This window comes from Rhodomicrobium lacus (assembly GCF_003992725.1).
Classification (GTDB): Bacteria; Pseudomonadota; Alphaproteobacteria; order Rhizobiales; family Rhodomicrobiaceae; genus Rhodomicrobium; species Rhodomicrobium lacus.
On record NZ_RZNF01000012.1, the window covers coordinates 1302501 to 1324870 of the forward strand.

At 61.6% G+C, this 22370-nt stretch carries 20 protein-coding genes (1 of these 20 only partly in view); 5 read left to right on the forward strand and 15 right to left on the reverse strand.

Features of this window, described 5'->3' with window-relative positions; translation table 11 throughout:
• Window positions 1-819: the final stretch of a M23 family metallopeptidase gene (locus EK416_RS15390; RefSeq protein ID WP_127079020.1), read on the forward strand. It extends 1182 nt beyond the left edge of the window; only the last 819 of its 2001 coding nucleotides appear in the window; the start codon falls outside the window, past its left edge; the stop codon is at window positions 817-819.
• Window positions 820-862: 43 nt separating this feature from the next.
• Here the strand turns inward: EK416_RS15390 and pdxY are convergent, their stop codons facing one another.
• Window positions 863-1726 (reverse strand): pyridoxal kinase, encoded by an 864-nt coding sequence (gene pdxY, locus EK416_RS15395; protein WP_127079022.1) that lies wholly within the window; start codon window positions 1724-1726, stop codon window positions 863-865.
• A gap of 131 nt (window positions 1727-1857) precedes the next feature.
• Between pdxY and EK416_RS15400 the strand changes: the two genes are divergently transcribed.
• Entirely contained in the window at window positions 1858-2727 is an 870-nt protein-coding gene (locus EK416_RS15400) for an HpcH/HpaI aldolase/citrate lyase family protein (protein ID WP_127079024.1), read from the forward strand.
• Window positions 2728-2809: 82 nt separating this feature from the next.
• On the opposite strand, the gene chrA is transcribed toward EK416_RS15400, so the two are convergent.
• Window positions 2810-4036 carry a chromate efflux transporter gene (chrA, locus tag EK416_RS15405; RefSeq protein ID WP_127079026.1) on the reverse strand — a complete coding sequence of 409 codons (1227 nt, stop codon included), beginning with the start codon at window positions 4034-4036 and terminating at the stop codon, window positions 2810-2812.
• Window positions 4037-4745: 709 nt separating this feature from the next.
• Here chrA and EK416_RS15410 point away from each other — a divergent pair.
• Window positions 4746-5981: a DEAD/DEAH box helicase gene (locus EK416_RS15410; RefSeq protein WP_127079028.1), complete on the forward strand. Its 1236-nt coding sequence runs from the start codon at window positions 4746-4748 to the stop codon at window positions 5979-5981.
• Between the two features lie 167 nt (window positions 5982-6148).
• On the opposite strand, the gene EK416_RS15415 is transcribed toward EK416_RS15410, so the two are convergent.
• The 10 genes from EK416_RS15415 to EK416_RS15460 form a co-directional block, all read right to left on the reverse strand.
• Complete coding sequence (locus EK416_RS15415; protein ID WP_127079030.1) at window positions 6149-6514, reverse strand: HesB/IscA family protein; 366 nt, start codon at window positions 6512-6514, stop codon at window positions 6149-6151.
• Window positions 6515-6706: 192 nt separating this feature from the next.
• Window positions 6707-7171, reverse strand: a complete 465-nt coding sequence (locus EK416_RS15420) for an SUF system Fe-S cluster assembly protein (protein WP_127079032.1) — start codon at window positions 7169-7171, stop codon at window positions 6707-6709.
• Window positions 7168-8418, reverse strand: coding sequence for a cysteine desulfurase (locus EK416_RS15425; protein WP_127079034.1), 1251 nt, complete (start codon window positions 8416-8418; stop codon window positions 7168-7170). Before EK416_RS15425 ends, EK416_RS15420 begins: the two co-directional genes overlap by 4 nt.
• Window positions 8419-8440: 22 nt before the next feature.
• Window positions 8441-9766, reverse strand: coding sequence for a Fe-S cluster assembly protein SufD (gene sufD / locus EK416_RS15430; protein WP_127079036.1), 1326 nt, complete (start codon window positions 9764-9766; stop codon window positions 8441-8443).
• Window positions 9767-9775: 9 nt separating this feature from the next.
• Window positions 9776-10525 carry a Fe-S cluster assembly ATPase SufC gene (sufC, locus tag EK416_RS15435; RefSeq protein ID WP_127079038.1) on the reverse strand — a complete coding sequence of 250 codons (750 nt, stop codon included), beginning with the start codon at window positions 10523-10525 and terminating at the stop codon, window positions 9776-9778.
• 8 nt (window positions 10526-10533) lie between these two features.
• Window positions 10534-10761, reverse strand: coding sequence for a hypothetical protein (locus EK416_RS15440; RefSeq protein ID WP_127079040.1), 228 nt, complete (start codon window positions 10759-10761; stop codon window positions 10534-10536).
• Entirely contained in the window at window positions 10758-11120 is a 363-nt protein-coding gene (locus tag EK416_RS15445) for a DUF4267 domain-containing protein (RefSeq protein ID WP_127079042.1), read from the reverse strand. The genes EK416_RS15440 and EK416_RS15445 overlap by 4 nt, the downstream gene beginning before the upstream one ends.
• A 41-nt stretch (window positions 11121-11161) precedes the next feature.
• Complete coding sequence (gene sufB, locus EK416_RS15450) at window positions 11162-12643, reverse strand: Fe-S cluster assembly protein SufB (protein WP_127079044.1); 1482 nt, start codon at window positions 12641-12643, stop codon at window positions 11162-11164.
• A 43-nt stretch (window positions 12644-12686) separates the two neighbouring features.
• Window positions 12687-13811, reverse strand: coding sequence for a cysteine desulfurase family protein (locus EK416_RS15455; RefSeq protein ID WP_127079046.1), 1125 nt, complete (start codon window positions 13809-13811; stop codon window positions 12687-12689).
• Window positions 13808-14287, reverse strand: a complete 480-nt coding sequence (locus tag EK416_RS15460) for an Rrf2 family transcriptional regulator (RefSeq protein ID WP_127079048.1) — start codon at window positions 14285-14287, stop codon at window positions 13808-13810. The genes EK416_RS15455 and EK416_RS15460 overlap by 4 nt, the downstream gene beginning before the upstream one ends.
• A 290-nt stretch (window positions 14288-14577) precedes the next feature.
• On the opposite strand from EK416_RS15460, the gene EK416_RS15465 reads away from it, so the two are divergent.
• A complete protein-coding gene (locus tag EK416_RS15465) occupies window positions 14578-15270 on the forward strand; it encodes an alpha/beta hydrolase (RefSeq protein ID WP_127079050.1) in 693 nt (230 codons plus the stop codon).
• A 258-nt stretch (window positions 15271-15528) separates the two neighbouring features.
• Entirely contained in the window at window positions 15529-15906 is a 378-nt protein-coding gene (locus EK416_RS15470; protein WP_127079052.1) for a response regulator, read from the forward strand.
• 511 nt (window positions 15907-16417) lie between these two features.
• On the opposite strand, the gene rpmG is transcribed toward EK416_RS15470, so the two are convergent.
• From rpmG to topA, 3 genes are all read right to left on the reverse strand, one after another.
• A complete protein-coding gene (rpmG, locus tag EK416_RS15475; RefSeq protein WP_013420445.1) occupies window positions 16418-16585 on the reverse strand; it encodes a 50S ribosomal protein L33 in 168 nt (55 codons plus the stop codon).
• Window positions 16586-16873: 288 nt separating this feature from the next.
• Complete coding sequence (gene rnr / locus EK416_RS15480; protein ID WP_127079054.1) at window positions 16874-19216, reverse strand: ribonuclease R; 2343 nt, start codon at window positions 19214-19216, stop codon at window positions 16874-16876.
• Window positions 19213-22011 (reverse strand): type I DNA topoisomerase, encoded by a 2799-nt coding sequence (gene topA / locus EK416_RS15485; protein ID WP_127079056.1) that lies wholly within the window; start codon window positions 22009-22011, stop codon window positions 19213-19215. Before topA ends, rnr begins: the two co-directional genes overlap by 4 nt.
• Between the last annotated feature and the right edge of the window lie 359 nt (window positions 22012-22370).

The window sequence follows — 22370 nt, forward strand, 5'->3', positions numbered from 1 at the left end:
ACATTCGGCGACAGGGCGAGCGTCTATCTCAGCGTCTATCGCGCGGCGCAATCGCAGGAAATTCCATACGACTTCCTCATGAAGTTCATAAAGGTCCACTCCTATGATGTGGACTTCAAGCAGCGCGTGAAGGCGGGCGATAGTTTCGAGCTGTTTTTCGATCTGGTGCAGGACGAAAACGGCACGGAACGCCCCGGCGAACTGTTTTACGCCGCCGTCACCATCGGGGGAGAGACGCACGGCTATTATCGGTTCCGCACGAACGAGGGTGTCGACTATTTTGACGATCGGGGATCGAACTCGAAGAAGTTTCTGATGCGTACCCCCATTCGCGGCGCCCGTCTGACATCCGGCTTCGGCTGGCGCAAGCACCCGCTGCTGCATACGCTTCGGCTCCACTCCGGCGTCGACTGGGGAGGCCCGATCGGCACGCCGATCTACGCCTCCGGCAATGGCGTGATCGAAACGGCGGAGCGCAACGGCAGCTACGGCAATTACGTTCGCATCCGCCACGCGAACGGCTACAAGACCGCATATGGCCATATGCTGCGTTTCGCCCAAGGGGTCGCGACGGGCGTCAAGGTCCGACAGGGCCAGGTCATCGGCTATCTCGGCAACACCGGCATGTCGACGGGTCCGCATCTCCACTATGAAGTGCTCATCAACAACCGCTTCACCAATCCGCTTTCGATCAAGATTCCGAAGGCGCGCCAACTTCAAGGGCGCCTGCTCGCCGATTTCCGCAAGGAACGAGCCCGCATCGACGATCTGATGCGCCGCCCACCGGTGAAGACGCGTCTCGCGACGGTCGAGCGATAAGCCCGCCTGCCGCGTCATGCAGCAAATTCGTGTTGCCGGCTGATCAGATCGTCTCGTCTTCGTCGTCGAGGCCGGGCAGCGATGCAAGCGACGCGAGCAAGGGATCGGTCGCGGCCCAGATGGCTTGCGTTTCGATCAACGCAAGTTCGGTGCGCCCCTCGCTTTTGTCGACGACCGCCTCGATGGCCGCGGTGGATGCGCGAAGAGCTGCGCTCGCGACAAAGCCGTTCAGCTTGTAAGACAACAGAAACGCCGCAAGCGCATCGCCCGTGCCGTGTGCGGCAAGCGAGCGCTTTGCCGACACAGTGGCAAAGACCTCGCCACCTTTTACAAGGATGTTGGCAAGCGCGTCGGGTTTTCCAGCAGGCCCGGAAGTTACGACAACGGTCGGTCGCGCGAGCGTCAGGGCCGCCGCAACAGCACTCGCCGGGCTGGCGATTGGGCGCTTTGCCAGCCATCCGAGTTCGAAAAGGTTCGGGGTCACGGCATCGGCTTCCGGCAGAAGCACATCGCGCACCGCCTCGGCTGTCGCCTCGCTGACATAAAGGCCACGCGGAAGGTCGCCGATGACCGGATCGCACAAATAAAGCGCCGCCGGATTTGTGGCCCTGATCTTCGCGATCCAGTGGCGGCAAAACTCCGCATGGGCTGGCGTCGGAATATATCCCGTCAGTATGCCGTCAATCTCGGCAAGCCGGCCGTTTTCCTCCGCCGCGCGGAGCAGCGCATCGAGCTTGTCTACGTCGATCGGCTCGCCGGCGAGCGCCTTGTAACCGGGGCGGTTCGAGAGCAGAATCGTGGGCAAGGGCAGGACATCATGCCCCATGCGTTGCATGACAAAGGCCGTCGCGGAATTGCCGACATGCCCGTAAATCACCTGTGACGAGATCGATAGAACTTTCGCCATATGGACCGCGCGCTCTTTTTGGACAGTCTTACGCGGATTGCGCCGCCTTGGCTCGCAAAATTTTTGCCGATGGCGGCAATGCGCTTGCCTGCTCAATGCAAAGTTGAGTTATATCCTAAGGAGAACACCCGATGATCAAGCCTCGCCGCAGCGTCCTTTACATGCCCGGCTCGAACGCGCGCGCGCTCGAAAAGGCGAAAACGCTGCCCGCCGACGCGCTCATTCTCGACCTCGAAGACGCAGTCGCACCCGACGCAAAGGAGCTTGCCCGCAATCAGGTTTGCGAAGCGGTGAAGGCGGGAGGCTACGGCGCGCACAAGATCGTCATCCGTGTGAACGGCTTCTCGACGCCCTACGGCGAGGCGGATTTCGCGGCGGCGCTCGAAGCGATGCCCGACGCGATCCTACTGCCGAAGGTCGAGTCGGCGGCAGATCTCGACCTCGCTCGCAAGCGGGCGCCGAAGGGCACGTCCATCTCGCTCTGGGCGATGATCGAGACGCCGCTTGCCATTTTCAACCTGAAGGAAATCGCGCAGGCCGCCGCCTCGAACGAGCTGCCGCTGACCTGTTTCGTGCTCGGCACCAACGACCTCGTGAAGGCCACGCGCGTTCAACCGGGCGCGGATCGCCTGCCGCTCCTCGCATGGCTGTCGCTGACGGTCGCCGCCGCGCGCGCCTACGGCATTGCGGTCGTCGACGGCGTCTACAATTCGATCAAGGACGAGGAAGGATTCCGCGCGGAATGCGTGCAAGGCCGCGCGCTGGGCATGGACGGAAAGACGCTCATCCATCCGAATCAGCTCGCCATCTGCAACGAGGTGTTTTCGCCTTCGGCCGATGAAATCGCCGCCGCGACGAAGATCGTCGACGCGTTCAACCTGCCTGAGAACCAAGGCAAGGGCGCGATCAGCCTCGACGGGCGCATGGTGGAGCGCCTCCATGCCGACATAGCGCGGCAGACGCTCGCCCTTGCGGAAGCCATCGCGGGGCCGAAGCATTAGGTCATGACGCGGCGCGGCGCTTCGGATCAGCCGGTGCGCTGCGCGAAGCCGCGTTTCACCGCCTTCATTTCGAGGGACGGTCTCAGTGTGCCAACGCCATGGCGATCCCTCCAAGCGCGCTGAAGACGACAACGGCAAGGGGTGGCGCGCGCCACGCGGTCAGGAGCACCAAGCCGGCGAGCGCGATCCCGAAATCGCCGATGGACGTGACAGAACCGGTCCAGACAGGATCGTAAAGCGCGGCGGCCAAAAGACCGACAACCGCAGCGTTCACGCCACTCATGGCGGCCTGCGCACCTCTTCGTTGGCGGAACGTATCCCAGAAGGGCAGCGTCCCGAGCAGGATAAGAATACCGGGAAGAAAAATGCCGATCAGCCCCAGCACGGCCCCCGCGATGCCGCGCGGGCCAATGGTCGCCACGGTTCCAAGGTAAGCCGCAAAGGTAAAGAGCGGGCCCGGCATTGCCTGAGCTGCCCCGTACCCGGCCAGAAACGCACTTTCGCTAACCCACCCCGGCGCTACGATTGCCTCGCTTAAAAGGGGAAGCACCACATGTCCGCCGCCGAACACAAGCGCGCCGGACCGAAAGAACGCATCGAACAGTGAGACGAGCGGCGATGACGTCATGACATCGACAAGCGGCAGGCCGATCAGCAGGCCAAAGAAAGCGATCAGCGCCAGCACGCCTGCGCTGCGGGAAACGGGCATCCTTATCGGGCGGGGAGGCACAGGCGGCGCGTGACGACAAAGCCAGAGGCCCGCGGCTCCGCCGAGGGCGATCGCGCCGATCTGGGCCGCCGAAGACGAGCTGAAAAGTATGACGAGCGCCGACACGACCGCGATCGAGGCTCGCTCCCTGTCCGGGCAAAGCGTCCGCGCCATGTGCCAGACGGCCTGCGCCACGATGGCGACGGCGACGAGTTTCAGCCCGTGGACCAGGCCCCGCCCCACAGGCCCATCGAGCGCGCCCGCGCCGTAGGCGAAAAGCACCAGTGCTACGGCAGAAGGAAGCGTGAAGCCTATCCACGCCGCGAGCGCGCCGCCATAGCCCGCCCGCATCAACCCGATGGAGAACGAAACCTGACTACTCGCCGGGCCGGGCAGAAACTGGCACAGGCCGACAAGCTCAGCGTAAGCTTGTTCGTCGAGCCATTTCCGGCGAACGACGAGTTCTTCGCGGAAATATCCCAGGTGCGCGATGGGCCCGCCGAAGGAGGTAAGGCCAAGCCTGAGGAACACCAAAAGAACTTCAAGGATGTTTCCCGTTTGCGGGCCTTTTCCAGCAGGCGGCTGCGCCTCCGTCGCCATGGGCAACTCCTGCATGATCGGCCGGTCTGAAATCCCGGGGCACAGCGGAGAAAAGCTCTTGCGCACCATGCGTTCGGCCGGGTTCACATCGGATTAAGCGCAGGATGGGGAGCGCTGAACGGTGCCGCTGCATTTCATGGTGTCCAAGATCTCCAACCGCCTTACATTGGGGGAACTCTCATTAATCGAGAGACCCGGACGCGCGAGAGTAACCTGAATGGCGGCGAGGATCATGTGAGAAAGCGAAATCTGAAGCATTTTCTTACGAAGCCCCGAGGCAGGCTCGAAAATACCAATACCAATATGACATTTTCGATGTCGCGCGAGACAGCCGCACGCTTGAAAGACGCCGCGCTGGCAAGAGGCACCGATGTGCAAGGCGTCATCGAGCTGGCTGTCGATGAGTGGCTTGCTCGCCAGATGCCAGGGGCTTTGCGTTAGGCTCGAACAAGCATCGGCTCTCGGCGCCGCTCCCGTTGCGCGCCAGCCCGACACCCGGCACCCTCGGTCAAAAGCGAGATTGACATGGGTCCGGATAGATGACAGCTTGCCGTCAAATTGCGGCCGTGCAGTCTGAAGCATGGATTTTCTTGCTTCACCCGCCGCATGTTTTTTTCCAATAATCAGGCCGTCCAGCTGCGCGTGGATTTAGGCTCTTTGCCGTCAGGTGTGCATCTCAGGGGTGCCGCGCGGCTCAAAGGACAATCTCGTGACTTCTGTGACCTTCGAAGCCTTAGGGCTTGCAACCCCCCTGTTGCGCGCGCTCGCTGACGAAAACTACGTTCAGCCGACGCCGATTCAGGAAAAGGCTATCCCCCATCTTCTGCAGGGCCGCGACGTGCTCGGCCTCGCTCAGACCGGCACCGGCAAGACCGCCGCATTCGCGCTGCCCATCCTGCATCTTCTCGCGGAACGGCAGGACAACCCCAAACCGAAAACCGCGCGAGCGCTCGTCCTGGTTCCGACACGCGAACTGGGGCTGCAAATCGCCGAAAGCTTCAAGGCTTACAGCCGACACCTGAAACTGACGAGCACCGTCATCATGGGTGGCGTCGCGATCGGCCCGCAGATAAGGGCGTTGAGCCGGGGCGTGGATTTCCTTGTGGCGACCCCCGGGCGCCTGCTGGATCACTTGTCCCAAGGCACCGTCGACCTCGGGCAGACAGCCTTCTTCGTGATGGACGAAGCGGACATGATGCTCGACATGGGCTTCATTCGCGACGTTCGCAAGCTCATGAAGGCCATGCCACGGAAAAGGCAATCGATCATGTTCTCGGCCACGATGCCCAAGGAAATAGCGACGCTGGCCGCGGAAATCCTGAAAGATCCCGTCCGGGTCACCATTCCGGCGAAAACGGTCGCCGTCGAACGAATCGATCAGCGCGTTCACCTCGTCTCCTCGGGCAACAAGCCCAACATGCTCGCCGGACTGCTGGATCAGCCGGAGTTCGACCGGGTCATCGTCTTCACCCGAACCAAGCGTTCCGCCAACCGTGTCGCGGAACGTCTCGCGCAGGGCGGAATCGCCACAGAGGCCATTCACGGAAACAAGAGCCAGGCGGCGCGGCAGAAGGCGCTTGAAAATCTTCGGATAGGAAAAGCGCGCGTGCTCGTCGCGACCGATATTCTGGCGCGCGGGATCGATGTGGACAGCATCAGCCACGTCATCAATTACGAATTGCCGAACGACCCGGAAAACTACGTTCATCGGATTGGCCGAACAGCGCGCGCAGGGACCGACGGCATCGCCATCTCCTTCTGCGACATGAGTGAACGAAGCAGCCTGCGCAACATCGAACGCTTCCTCGGGCGCACGCTGCCCCAGGTGACCGATACACCGGTTATCGTCGCGACCACGGCGAACGTGATCGCAGCGCAACCGAGGCCGTCGAGGACTCGCAAATATCGCCCGACACGATCCTCCTCCAGATCGGCGTCCCGCTGATCGGGGCCTGAAAATCGCAGCGTCATGCCTCGTCCGATTTACGGCAGGACGCTGCAAGTCTTGAAATTCAATGAGTGGCGTGGATCGATTGGCCACGTATGCGCGCGCGCATCATGGCTGGCGCATGACGGCAAGAAGCGACACGAGTTTGCGGATAAAACCTTGTGTTACTCGCCTGCCTGCGCCGGGCTGATTTCGACGCTCTCCCCGCAACCGCAAGCGCTCGTCTGGTTCGGGTTCTTGAAAACAAAACCCGAGGTGAATTTCTCGGTCCTGTAATCCATTTCGGTGCCGAGCAGGTAGAGGATCGCCGTAGGCTCGATGAGAATGCGCACGCCCTTCTCTTCGACCACCTCTTCGAAGGGACGCGTCTCGGATGCATACTCCATCGTGTATTCCAACCCCGCGCAGCCGCCCTTTTTGACGCCCACGCGAAGTCCCACCACGGGCGTCTCGGACCGTCCCATGATGGCCTTTACACGCTCCGCCGCCGCATCGGTCAGCGTAACGACCTTGCCAAAAGACCTTGCCAATTTCGCCTCCCTTGCTCGCCGCCAAGGAGCTTTCGCGCCGATCGCAAAAGGCTCCGGCTGTTGATGTGACGCTATAGTCTCGCGAGACGAACACACTCGCCACAGAAGTGAGGCCGATTTCAAATCCGCCGCTCTTCCCCGATATAGGGAGCCGGTGGGCAGAAACCAGATATCTCTCCTTATCGTGCAGCGTCAGAACATGTTGAGCGCGACACGCGCCTCGTCCGACATCCGAGATGGATCCCACGGCGGCGTGAACACGATCTTCACGCGCACGAGGCTCACGCCTTCCACCGCGCCGAGCGCATTTTCCACCCAAACCGGCATATCGCCCGCCACGGGACATCCCGGCGCTGTCAGCGTCATTTCCACGTCCACTTCGCGGTCGGAATTGATGTCGATCTTGTAGATGAGGCCAAGCTCGTAGATGTCGACCGGAATTTCCGGGTCGTAGATCGTCTTCAGGGCGGCGATCAGCGCGTCCGTGATCCGGTCAAGCTCTTCCTGCGGAATGCCGACCTCATCATGCGCCGACTTCGCCGTTTCCACCGTATGCGCGCACGGATCCGGCAAATCCTTGTGCTTCGGATCGTCCTGAGGTCCGTCCCACGGGGCGTTTTCGATCCGCGTCTTTGCCTGTTCCATGGTCTCGCTCATCTGAAAAAACGCTCCGCTTTCTGTAGCCCTTCGACGAGCGCGTCTACTTCGGCGCGCGTGTTGTAAAGGGCGAAGGATGCCCGGCAGGTCGATGTCAGCCCGAAGCGTGCGAGCAGCGGCTCCGCGCAGTGGCTGCCCGCGCGGACCGCGATGCCCGAACGGTCGAGAATCGTCGCCACGTCGTGGCTGTGCGCTCCCTCCATCGCGAAGGAAAGGATTGCGCCCTTTTCGCGCGCGCTACCGATGAAGCGCAGCGAATTGAACGGCTTCAGCTGCTCCTCGGCGTAGCGCAGCAAATCGAGTTCGTGCGCGCGGATCTTCGCCTTGCCGATGCTGTCGATATAGTCGAGCGCAGCCGTCAGCCCCGCCGCCTGTGCGATCATCGGGGTGCCTGCCTCGAAGCGGTAGGGCGGGTCGTTGTACCTGATCGCGTCCCGCGTGACGGTCTCGATCATTTCGCCGCCGCCGAGGAAAGGCGGCATCGCTTCGAGATGCTCGCGCTTGGCATAGAGCGCGCCGATGCCCGTCGGGCCGTAAAGCTTGTGTCCGGTGATGACGTAGAAATCGCAGTCGATGTCCTGCACGTCGACGTCGCAATGCACCGCGCCCTGGCTGCCGTCTATCAGCACATAGGCGCCGTGCGCGTGCGCGATGCGGCAGATGTCCTTGATCGGCGTCGTTGTGCCGAGCACGTTCGACATGTGCGTGATGGCGACGATCTTAGTTTTCGGCGTGAGCGCTGCCTCGAAATCCTCAAGACGAAACTCGCCCTCGTCCGTGACCGGCACCCAGTTGAGAACGACGCCGCGCCGCTCGCGGTGGAAATGCCAGGGCACGATGTTCGAGTGATGCTCCATGATCGAGAGCAGCACTTCGTCGCCCTCTTTCAGATGAAGCCCGCCGAAAGACGCGGCGACGAGGTTGATGGCCTCGCTCGCATTCTTCGTGAAGACGATCTGCTCCGAACTCGGCGCGTTGAGGAACTTCGCCACGCGCTCGCGGCCGCCTTCGTATGCCGCCGTCGCCGCGTTCGCGAGGTAGTGCAGCCCGCGGTGCACGTTCGCATATTCTTCGGAATAAGATTTCAGAATCGCGTCGAGCACAACTTTCGGCTTCTGCGCGCTCGCCGCGTTGTCGAGATAGACGAGCGGCTTGCCGTAGACTTCGAGCGAAAGCGCCGGGAAGTCTCTGCGGATCGCTTCCAGATCGTAGGAAGCAGCCGCGATGTCTTTCTCAATCAGGGTCATCACTTGTTCTCCCGAGGAGGCTCTACTTCGCAGCGAGCCATGCCGCAACCTTTTCGTCCAGCGCGGCGTGCAAGCCTTCGTTATCGACCGTATCGAGCGCCGCGCCGACGAACGCCGCGATGAGGAGCGCCCGCGCCTGCGTCTCAGGGATGCCGCGCGCCTGCAGATAGAACATCAGATCCTCGTCGAGTTGGCCCGCCGTTGCGCCATGGCCGCAGACGACATCGTCGGCAAAAATCTCAAGTTCGGGCTTCGAATCGAATTCGGCGTCGTTCGAGAGGAGCAGCGCGTTCGCCATCTGCTTTCCGTCGGTCTTCTGCGCGCCGCGCTGCACGGCAACCTTGCCCTGGAAAACGGCTCTCGCGCGGTCGTCGAGCACGGCCTTGACGAGTTCGCGGCTTTCGCAATGCGGCGCTGCGTGATCGACAACGAGGGTGAAATCGACATGACTGCGACCGCGCGCCAGAATGGCAGCGTTATAGGTTGCGCGCGCATGCGGTCCGGTGAAACGGATCGTTCCCTCCGAGCGGGTCAGCGCGCCGCCGATTGCTGCGTGAGTCGGCTCGTAAACCGCGCCTTCACCAAGCGTGACGGTGGCGGAGGACAGATGCAGCGAGGCTTCGCTCTGGGTCAGTCGGGCGTGCTTGAGTGTGGCGCCCTTGCCGATTTCGAGCGCCGTGAAAGACCATGCCTGCGAGGCGCCCGCGCCGAGATGCGTCTCGATGATCGAAGCTTCCGCGCCGTCGCCGAGCGTGATCGCATTGCGCAGCGCATAGGCATTCCCTTCGCCCGGCGCGATGACGATAAAGTGGATCGGCTTGTCGAGTTTCCGGCCAGGCGCAATGGAAATCAGCGCGCCCGAAGTCGCGAACGTCGTCGAAAGCGCGGCGACGACATCACCTTTCGGCAGGGTGAGTGCCGCAAGGGCGTCTCCGGCTTCGCTTTCCGATTTCAGTTTGCTGCAAAGCGGCTTGAAAGAGATGCCCGGCGCGCCTTGAAGGGTCGAAAGATCGGGGCGGAATTTGCCGCCCGCGAACACGACGCGATAGGATTCGACGTTTGCAAGCGTTCGGCCGAGAGACGCATTGACATCGACCTGCTCCGCGCCGTCGAGTCCACCGAGCGGATGCACCGTGGTCATCAGCGCGCGAAGGTCGGTGTATTTCCACGCTTCAACGCGGCGATGCGGCACGCCCAGCGCAGCGAAGGCGTCGAGCGCTTCCTCGCGCCATGCTCTGACCGCCGGAACGTCCGCACCCGGCAGCCTGCCGCTTACGCTCGCGTAGAGGTCGAGGAAGCGCTGTTCTGCCGGCGTGGCCGCGGCCGTGATTGTCTGATGAATGGTCATGGCCGCTCCTTAAGCCGCTTCGGCGCCGTAGGACGCGTAGCCCGACTCTTCCAGTTCCAGCGCGAGTTCCTTGCCGCCCGAGCGCAGCACCTGACCGCGCGCCATCACGTGCACCACATCAGGCACGATGTAATTCAGCAGGCGCTGATAGTGGGTGATGACGATCATCGCCGTATCGGGCGAGCGGAGACGGTTGACGCCCTCGGCAGCGACGCGGATCGCGTCGATGTCGAGCCCGGAATCCATTTCGTCGAGGAGGCAGAGCGTCGGCTTCAGCAGCGCCATTTGCAGCACTTCGTTACGCTTCTTCTCGCCGCCGGAAAAACCGACGTTGAGCGGACGCTTCAGCATCTCCATGGAGATCCCGAGCTTTTCCGCCTCTGTCTTCACCGCGCGCATGAAGTCCGGGATCGAGATTTCGGCTTCGCCGCGCGCCTTGCGATGCGCGTTCATCGCCGCGCGAAGGAAGGTCAGCGACGCGACGCCGGGAATTTCCATCGGGTACTGGAACGCGAGGAACACGCCCGCCTGCGCGCGCTCTTCCGGCGACATGGCGAACAGATCCTGGCCGTTCCATGTGGCCGAACCGCCCGTTACCTCGTAGCCTTCCTTGCCCGAGAGGACATAGGAAAGCGTGGATTTTCCCGAGCCGTTCGGTCCCATGATGGCGTGAACTTCGCCCTTCGGCACCGTAAGGCTGAAGCCTTTCAGGATTTCCTTGCCGTCGACTTCCGCGCGAAGGTCTTTGATTTCAAGCATTTGTTTTCCTAACTCCGAGTTCCGTCCGCGCCACCCGAACGCAAGCGTTGTTCATCCCGCTTTGTCTTCCGCCAGTCGAACCAGAAAGCGCCGATCCCAAGCGCAATGAAGAAAATGTAGAGCACGAGCTGAGCAGACTCCGTCAGAGCGTAAATGACGGCCAGTGCCACGATCACCAGAACGGCAAACGCAATCGGCAAGCCGTAACCGCCGCGTGTTTTCACAGAATCATTCATGTTGGCCTCCGTGCCAAAATCAAACCGAGGATAAGCGTCACCGGAAAACCTATCAGATGACGCGCCGCCGCTGTCCAGCCGAGCGACTTCGCCGCGATCACATAATCCGCGAGCGGCACGAGCGAAAGCGCGAGAAGCGCGAAACCCGCCGCCCGAGCCTGCCTCCCCACCGCGAGCGAAAGCACGATCAGCCCGAGAGAGATATCGCGCGCGCCGAGCGCTGGCATCAGGTCCGTGTTCGCTGCCAGGTGCGACGGATCGATGCCGAACGCCTGCACGGCGTTGCCCGGCGCCCAGATCATCGCGGTGCCGATGAGGCACAGAAACGCGCCGAGCAATGCGGCCAGTATCAGCGCCATTCGTCTCCCCCTCCGCCGTGGCTCGCGCCGTGTTCAATCCGTTAACCCACGCTGCCTTCGAGGCTGATCGAGATGAGCTTTTGCGTTTCGGCCAGAAACTCCATCGGAAGCTGCTGAAGCACGTCGCGCACGAAGCCGTTCACGATCAGCGCCACGGCTTCTTCCTCCGAAAGCCCGCGCTGGAGGCAGTAGAACAGCTGGTCGTCCGAGATCTTCGACGTCGTCGCTTCGTGCTCGAACTGCGCCGTTGCGTTTTTCGCCTCGATGTATGGCACCGTATGCGCGCCGCACTGGTCGCCGATGAGCAGGCTGTCGCACTGCGTGAAATTACGTGCGTTCGTGGCGCGGCGGTGCGCCGAGACAAGCCCGCGATAGGTGTTGTCCGACCGGCCCGCCGAGATGCCCTTCGAGATGATGCGGCTCGACGTGTTCTTGCCGAGATGGATCATTTTCGTACCCGAGTCGACCTGCTGGCGGCCGTTCGAGATGGCAATGGAGTAGAACTCGCCGCGGCTGCCGTCGCCGCGAAGGATGCAGGACGGATATTTCCACGTGATCGCCGAGCCGGTTTCGACCTGTGTCCACGAGATCTTCGAGTTCCGGCCACGGCAATCGCCGCGCTTCGTCACGAAATTATAGACGCCGCCTTTGCCGTCCTTGTCGCCCGGATACCAGTTCTGAACGGTGGAATATTTGATTTCCGCATCGTCGAGCGCGATCAGCTCGACCACGGCGGCGTGAAGCTGGTTCTCGTCGCGCATCGGCGCGGTGCAGCCTTCGAGGTAGCTCACATAGGAGCCCTTGTCCGCGATGATGAGCGTGCGCTCGAACTGTCCGGTGTTCTTCTCGTTGATGCGGAAGTAGGTGGAAAGCTCCATCGGGCAGCGGACACCCTCGGGCACGTAGACGAACGAGCCGTCGGAGTAGACCGCCGAGTTCAGCGTCGCGAAATAATTGTCCGAGGTGGGCACGACGCTGCCGAGATATTTGCGAACGAGTTCGGGATGGTCGCGCACGGCCTCCGAGATCGGGCAGAAGATCACGCCCGCCTTCGCAAGTTCATCCTTGAAGGTCGTCACAACGGAGACGCTGTCGAACACCGCATCCACGGCCACGCGCGGCGCTGTAACCTCCGCGCCTTCCACGCCCGCAAGCACGGCCTGTTCGCGCAGCGGAATGCCGAGCTTCTCGTAGGTGCGAAGCAGTTCCGGGTCCACCTCGTCGAGGCTCTTCGGCTTTTCGGCCGACTTCGGCGCGGAATAATAATACAAATCGTCGTAGTCTATCTTCTGATAGTGCACGCGCGCCCAGGTGGGCTCCTCCATCGTGCGCCAGCGGCGATAGGCTTCGAGCCGCCATTCGAGCAGCCATTCCGGCTCGTCCTTCTTCGCCGAGATAAAGCGAACGACCTCCTCGCTCAGACCTTTCGGCGCGCGGACGGTCTCGATGTCGGTCGTGAAACCGTATTTGTACTTGTCGACATCGATTTCGCTGACGCGTTCGATCGTGTCCTGTTCGGCCATGTCTCACTCCTTCGAGGCGGCCCGCCGAAACGGACCTTTCATTTCAGGCGGCGGAGCGCGTTTCGCGCCTGCCGCAAATCTTCTCCAGAGCGGCAAGAAACCGCTCGATGTCTTCATCGCGCGTCGCCCAACCGGTCGAAACCCGGATCGCGCCCGCCGCGAGATTTTCGCCCGCACCCATCGCCGTGAGCACATGCGATCGCTCCACCTTGCCCGACGAGCATGCGGAACCGGAACTCACCGCCACGCCTTCGAGATCGAGCGCCATCAGCATCACGTCGGCGCGCCTTCCGGGAACGGCGAAGCATGTCGTGTTCGCCAGCCGGCCCGCGCCTTCGCCGAAAATGACGGCGTCCGGAGCGATAGCTTGCAAGCGTTGTTCCAGCTTCGAACGAAATGCCGCACACTTGGCAATCAACATCTCTTGATCGCGCAGAGCCGCCTCAAGCGCGGCGGCCAATCCGGCGATAGCAGCAACGTTTTCAGTGCCGGAACGCAAACGGCGCTCCTGGCCGCCGCCTTTCACAAAAGCGGGAGGCGGCTCCCCACAGCCCCGCAAGATCGCCGCGCCAACGCCTTTCGGTCCGCCAAATTTGTGCGCGGAGAAAAAAACAGCGTCGGATTGTTCTAATTCCGACAAATGCATCCGGCCGACAGCTTGCACCGCATCGCAAACAAGCGTTCCCCCCTTCTCGCGAACGAGCTGCGCGATCTCGCGCAGCGGCTGGAGAACGCCCGTCTCGTTGTTCGCGGCCTGCACCGCCACGACCACGCCGGGTGCCACGGCTTCTTCGAGCGCGCCAAGATCCAAGCGACCTTCCGCCGTTACCGGCAAACCCCGCACACTCTCCGCCGCGAAACGATGCCCTTTCAGCACGCAGGGATGCTCGACCGCCGAAACGGCAAGCGCCGCGTCGCCACGCGGATGAAGCAGCCAGTTCGCCGCCTCCGTCCCACCAGAGGTGAACGTCACAGCCGAAGCCTTCACGCCAAAAGCCCTTGCCACCGTCTCGCGCGCTCGCTCCACGGCCGCGCGAGACGCGCGACCTTCGCCATGGATCGACGAGGGGTTCCCGACAAAATCCAGTGCATCGATCATCGCCGCGCGCGCCTCCGGTCGAAGCGGAGCCGTCGCGTTATAGTCGAGATACACGCGCTCCACGTTCAAACCTCCGCTTTCGACACGATGCGAAGAGCCTCCTCGTCGGCCGGAAACGGCACCACCTGCGCGCCGGAAAAGCGACCGTTGAGCACGTCCGCTACGGTTGCGTCGGCCAGAAATCGTTCGATATGCGTGCCGAGCGCGAGCCACAGATGGTGAGTGGAGCACCGCTTTGAGGCGACGCACCCGGATTTAGTCTCGGTTTCGCAACGCGTCATGCGGACCGGCTCATCCACCGCAGCCATCACGTCGCCAATCGAAATTGCCTCCGCGCTACGTTCGAGGACATAGCCGCCGCCCGGTCCACGTACCGACCGGACAATTCCCTTTCGCCGCAGCTTCATGAAAAGCTGCTCAAGATAGGCGAGCGACAGATCGAGACGCAGCGAAATATCGCTCAGGGCAAGAGGTCGGCCATCGCTCTGTCGGGCAACTTCGACGATGGCCATCACGGCGTAGCGACCTTTGGTGCTGAGCAGCATATTTATGCTTTCTTTACGCCCCGTTAGTGAGAAAGGGCGTGGAAATTCACGCCTCTTTTGTGATACGACACCGAAAACCTCGCGGCGGCGAGATCACAACGGGTCAAAATTCCCTTGCTACTCTGTATAGGATTTCCGACCGTCAGAGTCAACTATTGGGGCGGTTCGCTCGCGGCTCGCAAGCGCGCGCCTGAGCGCGAGAGGCGCCGCGATCAGGCGCCGCGCTGAGATAAGGCCAGCAAAAAAACATCAGCCAGCGCAGAGTTTCGCGATAACGAGGTCTAAGAAGAATGCCCGAAGTAATCATCAATGGCCCGGCGGGCCGGATAGAAGGACGCTATCATCACGAGTCGGCGTCCGGCGCTCCGATTGCGATCATCCTTCATCCGCACCCGCAATTCGGCGGGACCATGAACAACCAGATCGTTTATAGCCTTTATTACACCTTCGTGCAGCGCGGATTCTCCGTGCTCCGTTTCAACTTTCGCGGCGTGGGACGCAGCCAGGGGCTTTTCGATCAGGGACCAGGCGAACTCTCGGATGCCGCGACGGCGCTCGACTGGCTCCAGCTCGCAAACCCGGATGCGAAATCCTGCTGGATTGCGGGCGTTTCCTTCGGGGCGTGGATCGCGATGCAGCTTCTGATGCGGCGCCCGGAAATCGACGGCTTCATCTCGGTCGCCCCGCCCGCCAATCTCTACGATTTCAGCTTTCTCGCGCCGTGCCCCTCATCGGGGCTGATGATCAACGGAGACCGCGACCGCGTGGTGCCGCCCTCAGCAGTAAAGACGCTGGTGGACAAGCTCAAGACGCAAAAAGGCATCGTCGTCAGTCACGAAGTCATTCCTGGCGCAAACCACTTTTTCGAAGACAAGATCGAAGATCTCGTCACTGCCATGGAGAAATACCTCGACAGGCGCACCCTTGCCGTGCCGAAATCATCCCGCAAGGAAAAACCGGAGCAGGACAGCGATACGAAATAACTCGCGCTGTGGTTCAGCCGTTCGCGAAACTGGAGGAGTCGGCGCTTTCGTCGGCTCCACTCAAGCCACGCACTTTATTCTACTCGTCGGAAAGGCGATCAAACTTTATTAACTCTTTCGCGCGAATATGCCCGGGCTGATGGTATTTACAAAAAAAAGCCCATGCGCCCAAACTCATATCTGAAACGACAGAGACCGCTAAGGCAACCGGCGCCAGCATTGCCGCAAAGCCTTCGGCCCAAATCGAGCAAGGGCGCCATGGGAAAGACAATCCTGATCGTCGAAGATAATGAGCTTAACATGAAGCTCTTTCACGATCTTCTGGAGGCTCACGGCTATACCACCCTGCAAACGAGAAACGGGATCGACGCAATTGCGCTCGCGCGCAAGCATCGGCCGGACCTCATTGTCATGGATATTCAGCTTCCGGAAGTCTCCGGCCTCGATGTCACAAAATGGCTAAAGGAAGACGATAGCCTGCGACATATTCCGATCGTCGCTGTCACCGCGTTCGCGATGAAGGGCGACGAGGAACGCATCCGCGAGGGCGGTTGCGAAGCCTATGTGTCAAAACCGATTTCCGTTTCACGCTTCCTCGAAACAATCCGTCAATTCATTCCGGCGAATCTGGCGTAGAAGGCTGGGGATAACGGGGAAAACTCGTGACGCGAGACGTTGCGCGGAAAAATGCAGTGCTTTTCGAGGATTATTTCCTATAGAACGGAAATGTGTTGTTTAACAAGCGCTTGCTGACAAGCTTAAGTTGTCGTTAAAAAAGCGGGCAATGTTCACGAAGTGTTAAGGAGAGGGAGCGCAAAATCCGACGAGTGAGGCAGAACGATGTCATTCTTGCCTTGCCAAAATCGGTTGTTTCCTCATACTTATAAGCAGTTACCCTGCGGAGTGCTCGGGTCCGCCGCATCTCCTGGGTCCGTAGGGCATACGACCGAAGCCTCTTGTCGTCGCAAACATGACGGTTTCGGCAAAAGCACGTTGGATCACGCCCTCTTGATCCGATGGCGCTCAGATCAGCTCCGCATCATAATCGGACTTACCCCGCTGCCGATGGTTGCGGAGCTGATCATCTCTTCATTTCTGATGAAAAATCGACAAGGAGAACGCGAAGCCGCGGCTAGCGCGGCCGTCGCTACTTGATCTTCGCTTCCTTGAATTCCACGTGATGCTTGACCACGGGATCATACTTCTTGAGCGCAAGCTTCTCGGTCAAATTGCGCGGGTTCTTCTTGGTTACATAATAGTAGCCGGTACCCGCCGTGCTCACCAATTTGATTTTCTGAGTTACTGGTTTTGCCATGATACGTCCGAAACTTCTCCCCAATCGAGCGCAGAAAGTGCCCGCCTTGAGTCCCGCTGTCAACCCCGGCGGCGATTTTAAATCATTTCAGTTGAAAACCACGAACTTTCAGCAACTTTTTTCTATTCCCGGTTGAAAGGCTATTTCCAAAAAGAGCAAGATCGGCGAATGCGCGCTCTGGTTGTGCTTTCGGTCGTTTCCCCGTATCGAGGGCACAGTGCCGTATTTTCAAGGTGGCGACCGGGTTATCCGCCCCGGATCGGACCCGGTTGCCCCAGAAAGCCTGATCTAGCGCCGTCCCTTGGCGCCCTTGCCTGACCTGAGCCGAGCTTTTTTACCGCCGGAGCTTTTCCTCCCGACCTTGGCGAGCGCAGCGGAAAACTTCCCGTCGCTCATCATGTCGAACCGCAGCGCGCCTGCTGCCGGGTTCGCCTCGACGAGTTTCACATCGACGCGGTCGCCAAGGCGGAAGCTCTCGCCCGTGCGCTCACCGACGATGGCATGCAGGTTCTCCAGGTGCTTGTAGTAGTCGCGACCGAGCGTCGCCATGGGCACGAAGCCGTCAGCTCCCGTGTCGAGCAGCTTCACGAACAGGCCAAAGCGCGTCACGCCCGACACGCGCGCCTTGAACGTTTCGCCGACGCGTTCCGCCAGATGCATCGCGATGAGCCGGTCCACCGTCTCGCGCTCGGCCGACATGGCCTTGCGCTCGCTTTGCGAAATGTTCTCCGCGATGGCGTCGAGCTTCGTCTTCTCCGCGTCGGACAGGCCGCCCTCTCCCAGCCCGAAGGCGCTGACAAGCGCGCGATGCACGACAAGGTCGGCATAGCGGCGGATGGGTGAGGTGAAATGCGCATAGCGGCGCAAGTTAAGGCCGAAATGGCCGATGTTGCCCGGCCGGTATTCGGCCTGCGCCTGCGAGCGCAGCACCACCTCGTTCAGGATCTCCTCGTGTTCCGTACCGATCGCCTTGTTCAGCACGCGATTGAATTGGCCGGGACGGTTGAAGGTCGTCTTGCCGGCGTTGACGCCGATGCTCGCGAGAAACTCGGAGAGCGCCACCAGCTTCTCCGATGAGGGCGCATCGTGGATACGGTAGATGAGCGGCGACTTCTTGGCCTCCAGCGCCTCGGCGGCGGCAACGTTCGCCTGGATCATGAACTCCTCGATGAGCCGGTGCGCCTCCAGCCGCTCGGGAATGATGACCTTCGACACAAGCCCGCGCTCGTCGAGAACGATCTTGCGTTCCGGCAGATCGAGGTCGAGCGGCCCGCGACGATTGCGTGCTTCCTTCAGCACCTCGTATACAGCCCAGAGCGGCTTCAGGATCGGCTCAAGCAGCGGCCCGGTCTTGGCGTTAGGGCTGCCGTCTATGGCCGCCTGCGCCTCCTGATACGACAGCTTGGCCGCAGAGCGCATCATGGCGCGGGAAAAACGCTGTCCGGTCTTCTTGCCGTCGCGGTCGAACACCATCCGCACGGCGAGGCACGGCCGAAGCTCGTTTTCGCGCAGCGAGCAAAGCCCGTTCGAGAGCTTCTCCGGCAGCATCGGCACGACACGGTCGGGGAAATAGACTGAATTGCCGCGCAGCAGCGCTTCTTCGTCGAGCGCCGAGCCGGAGCGCACGTAAAAGGAGACGTCCGCGATGGCGACGATGACGACCGAGCCGCCCTCGTTGGCGGGATCGGTGTCGGGCGCGGCCCAAACCGCGTCGTCATGGTCTTTCGCGTCCGAAGGATCGATGGTGATGAGCGGCACGCGCGTCAGGTCTTCGCGGTGCGACATCGTCGCTCCCGGCAGACGCTCAAGCTCGGCCAGCACATCCTCGCCGAACACATCGCGCAGCCCGTGATTGTGGATCGCGATGAGGCTTACGGCCTTCTCGGCCTTGGGATGGCCGATGCGCTCTGTGATGCGCGCGGACGGACGATTTGTGCGCGAGTCCCGCAGCGTCTCGAAGCGGACGAGCTCGCCGTCCTCGGCGCCGTCCATCTCGCCATCGGCGACCGGCCACTCCTTCAAATCCTTCTTGTCGATGGACTCGACCACGAAGCCGCGACCGGACTTGCGCAAGATGCCGAGCTGGCGCGCGCGTTCGCGCGGCAAGCGCTTGATGGGAGATGCGATGTAGGCGAAGCCGCCGGACTCTTCGGGCGCTTCCCCGCCATCGCCGTCCGCATCGGCTCCGCGCCCGGCTTCCCTGATGCGCGCCAGAACGTGATCGCCGACGCCGATGGCGGGGCCTTCGTATCGGCGCGTGATGTTGAGGAGAATGCGAGGCGGCGCGCCGTCTTCATCCGCGTTCCAGTTCAGCGGCGCGCAAACGAGATCGCCTTCGCGATCCTGCGTCTTGACCACGATAACGGCGACGTTCGCCAGGGCCTCTTTCTTCACCACGCGGCGCGTGTCCGCGATGAGGCCGTCCGCCGCGAGTTCTTTCAGGATGCGTTTGAGTTCGATGCGATCCGAGCCCTTGATATCGAAGGCTCTGGCGATTTCGCGGCGGCCAATATTGCCGGTCGAGGAACGAATGAATTTGAGAATATCGTCTTTGGTCGGTGTCTTCGAGCGCACCACATCGGTGCGCTTCTCTTTCAGTTTCATGGTGTCTTTCTGACGAGGCGGGCTCATGTCGTCCCGCCCGCCGCTCTGGGTGTTGCCTTCTTCGCCACAGCTTTCGCTTTCGGCTTCGTGTCGGCCTCGGTGGTCTTGGCCGCCTTCTCCTTCGCGGAGCTTTTCGTCTTGCCGTTGGCGGCGGTCTTTTTCGCTGCGGCGGCCTTGGCCTTCTTCGGCGCTTCCGCCTCTTCGCCCGCATCGGTGGCCTTGGCCTTTACGGACTTCTTTTCTTTCGCGGGCGCATCCTTGGCCTTGGCGGATTTCGCCGTCTTGCCGCGCCCTTTCTTCGTATCGCCCGCTTCGATGCGCGCCGCGATCAGCCGCACCGCCTCTTCGACGGTCACATCCTGCGGTTCGGTTCCCTTGGGGATCGTGGCGTTGACCTTGCCCCACTTTATATAGGGACCGAAGCGGCCGGCGAGAACTTCCATCTTGCCGCCCTTTTCAGGGTGCTCGCCCAAAACCTTGATCGGCTCGGTTTTCGGGGCGCGGCCCTTGCCGCCGGAGCCGCCTTCCGCGATCACGGTCACGGCGCGGTTGAGGCCGATGGTGAAGACCTCCTCCGCATCGATCTTCACATATTTCCCGTCGTGCTCGACATAGGGACCGTAGCGCCCGAAGCCCGCTGAAATCTGCTTCTGCGTCTCGGGATGCAGCCCCACGGCACGCGGCAACGCGAGGAGCTTCAGCGCGAGTTCGAGGTTCACCTCGGCCCCCTTCAGCCCCGACGGAATGGACGCGCGTTTCGGCTTCTCGCCGTCGCCGCCCTCGCCAAGCTGGATATACGGGCCAAAACGTCCGTTCTTGAGGCAAATGGCAAGCCCCGTCTCGGGATCGTTGCCCAGCACCGTGTCGCCCGCTGGCGCGGCGCCGTCGCCATTGCCGTTTTCGCCGGTCTTGAGCTGGCGCGTGTAGCGGCATTCGGGATAGTTCGAACAACCGACAAACGCACCGAACCTGCCGACCTTCAGCGACAATTGCCCCTGATTGCAGAGCGGGCAGAGACGCGGATCGCCGCCGTCTTCCTTCGCGGGGAAGATATGCGGGCCGAGCAGTTCGTTCAGCGCATCGAGCACCTGCGCCACGCGCAGATCCTTGATGTCCGTCACCGCACCGATGAAGTCCTGCCAGAATTCGCGCAGCAGCGCCTTCCAGTCGAGCTTGCCATCGGATATCTGGTCGAGCCGGTCTTCGAGATAGGCCGTGAAGTCGTATTCGACGTAACGCTTGAAGAACGCTTCGAGGAACGTGGTGACGAGCCGTCCCTTGTCTTCGGGGACGAGCCGTTTCTTGTCGAGCTTCACATATTCGCGCTCGCGGAGCACGGCCATCGTGCTCGCATAGGTCGACGGGCGTCCAATGCCGAGACGCTCCATCTCGCGGATAAGCGTCGCCTCGGTATAGCGCGGCGGCGGCTCGGTGAAATGCTGTGCGGCGGTGACGCCAGAATCCTTCAGCGCCTCGCCCTGCTTCAGCGCGGGCAGGCGAGCGGAGTCCTCGTCGTCGGTGTCGTCGCGGCCTTCTTCATAAAGCCTCATGAAGCCGTCGAACTTCACCACGGACCCGGTCGCACGCACCCCATAGGGCACGCCGTCCTTGCCGGGCACGGAGATTTCCGCCGTTGTGCGCTCGATGTCGGCGCTCGCCATCTGGCTTGCAACCGCGCGCTGCCATATCAGCTTGTAGAGCCGCGCCTCTTCAGCCGAGAGACCGCGAAGCTTGTCCGGGTGACGGCGGAAGTCGGTCGGGCGGATCGCTTCGTGCGCTTCCTGCGCGTTCTTCGCCTTGGTCTTGTAGATGCGCGGCGCGTTCGGCACATAACGCGGGCCGAACTGGCTTTCGATCTGGCCGCGAGCCTGTGCGATGGCTTCCGGCACGATCTGCACGCCGTCCGTTCTCATATAAGTAATGAGACCGACCGTCTCGCCGCCGATGTCGATGCCCTCGTAAAGCTTCTGCGCGATCTGCATCGTCTGGCGCGGCGAAAGACCGAGCTTGCGCGACGCTTCCTGTTGCAGTGACGAGGTGGTGAAAGGCGGCGCGGGATTGCGCTTGTGGTCCTTCGCCTCGATGCTGTCGACGCGGTAGGATTGCCCCGTGATCGCATCGCGATAGGCGTGCGCGGTCGTCTCGTCCGGGATGTCGAACTTGTCGAGCTTCTTGCCGTCACGAGCGACGAGGCGCGCGGTGAACGCGTCGCCGCCGCCGTTCTTGAGCGCCGCTTCGACCGTCCAGTATTCGCGCGTGCGGAACGCCTCGATTTCGGCTTCGCGGTCGACAACGAGACGCAACGCCACGGACTGCACGCGGCCCGCCGAGCGCGCGCCCGGCAGTTTGCGCCACAGCACCGGCGAGAGCGTGAAACCGACGAGATAGTCGAGAGCGCGGCGCGCCAGATAGGCATCGACCAGCGGCTCGTCGATCTTGCGCGGGTTCTTCATCGCGGTGAGGATCGCATCCTTCGTCACGGCATTGAACGCGACGCGCTCCACGGACACGCCGTTCAGCGCGCGCTTCTGCTCCAGAATTTTCAGCAGGTGCCAGGAGATGGCCTCGCCTTCGCGATCCGGGTCAGTCGCGAGAATGAGGCGATCCGCGCCCTTTACGGCCTTGGCGATCTCGTTGACGATCCGGCTGGAGTCGGCCTCCACCTCCCACGTCATTTCAAAGTCGTTATCCGGCAGAACGGAGCCGTCCTTCGCGGGCAGGTCTCGCACATGGCCGTACGATGCGATGACCTTGTAATCGGCCCCCAGATACTTGTTGATAGTTTTCGCCTTCGCGGCGCTTTCGACGATAACGATGTTCATTGAGATACGATCTTGTTCGTGAGGCCGTGGCCTGGAGGGCTATCAGGTCGGCGGGGAGAATCGATCCTTCAAGAGTAGAACAGCTGCACCATAACGGCGCACCCTGATCCCTTCCGCCTGACAATCACGCCTGCCCGAGAGTTTTTCCTCGCCCTAACTGGCCGCGATGTCTTGCTTTTTGCCGGTTTCGACTAGAGAGGACATTCCCTGCAAATGTGTGCTTTTCCGAAACCCTTCCCTTGGTCAGTCGTTTCCATTGCCTTCTCCAGGATTCGGATATCAGGCTTGTAATGCGCAACCGCGCCCGATAAATCAAGCCTGAAGCGTTCAGAGGTCGGACACACGGACGGCCAACCGGG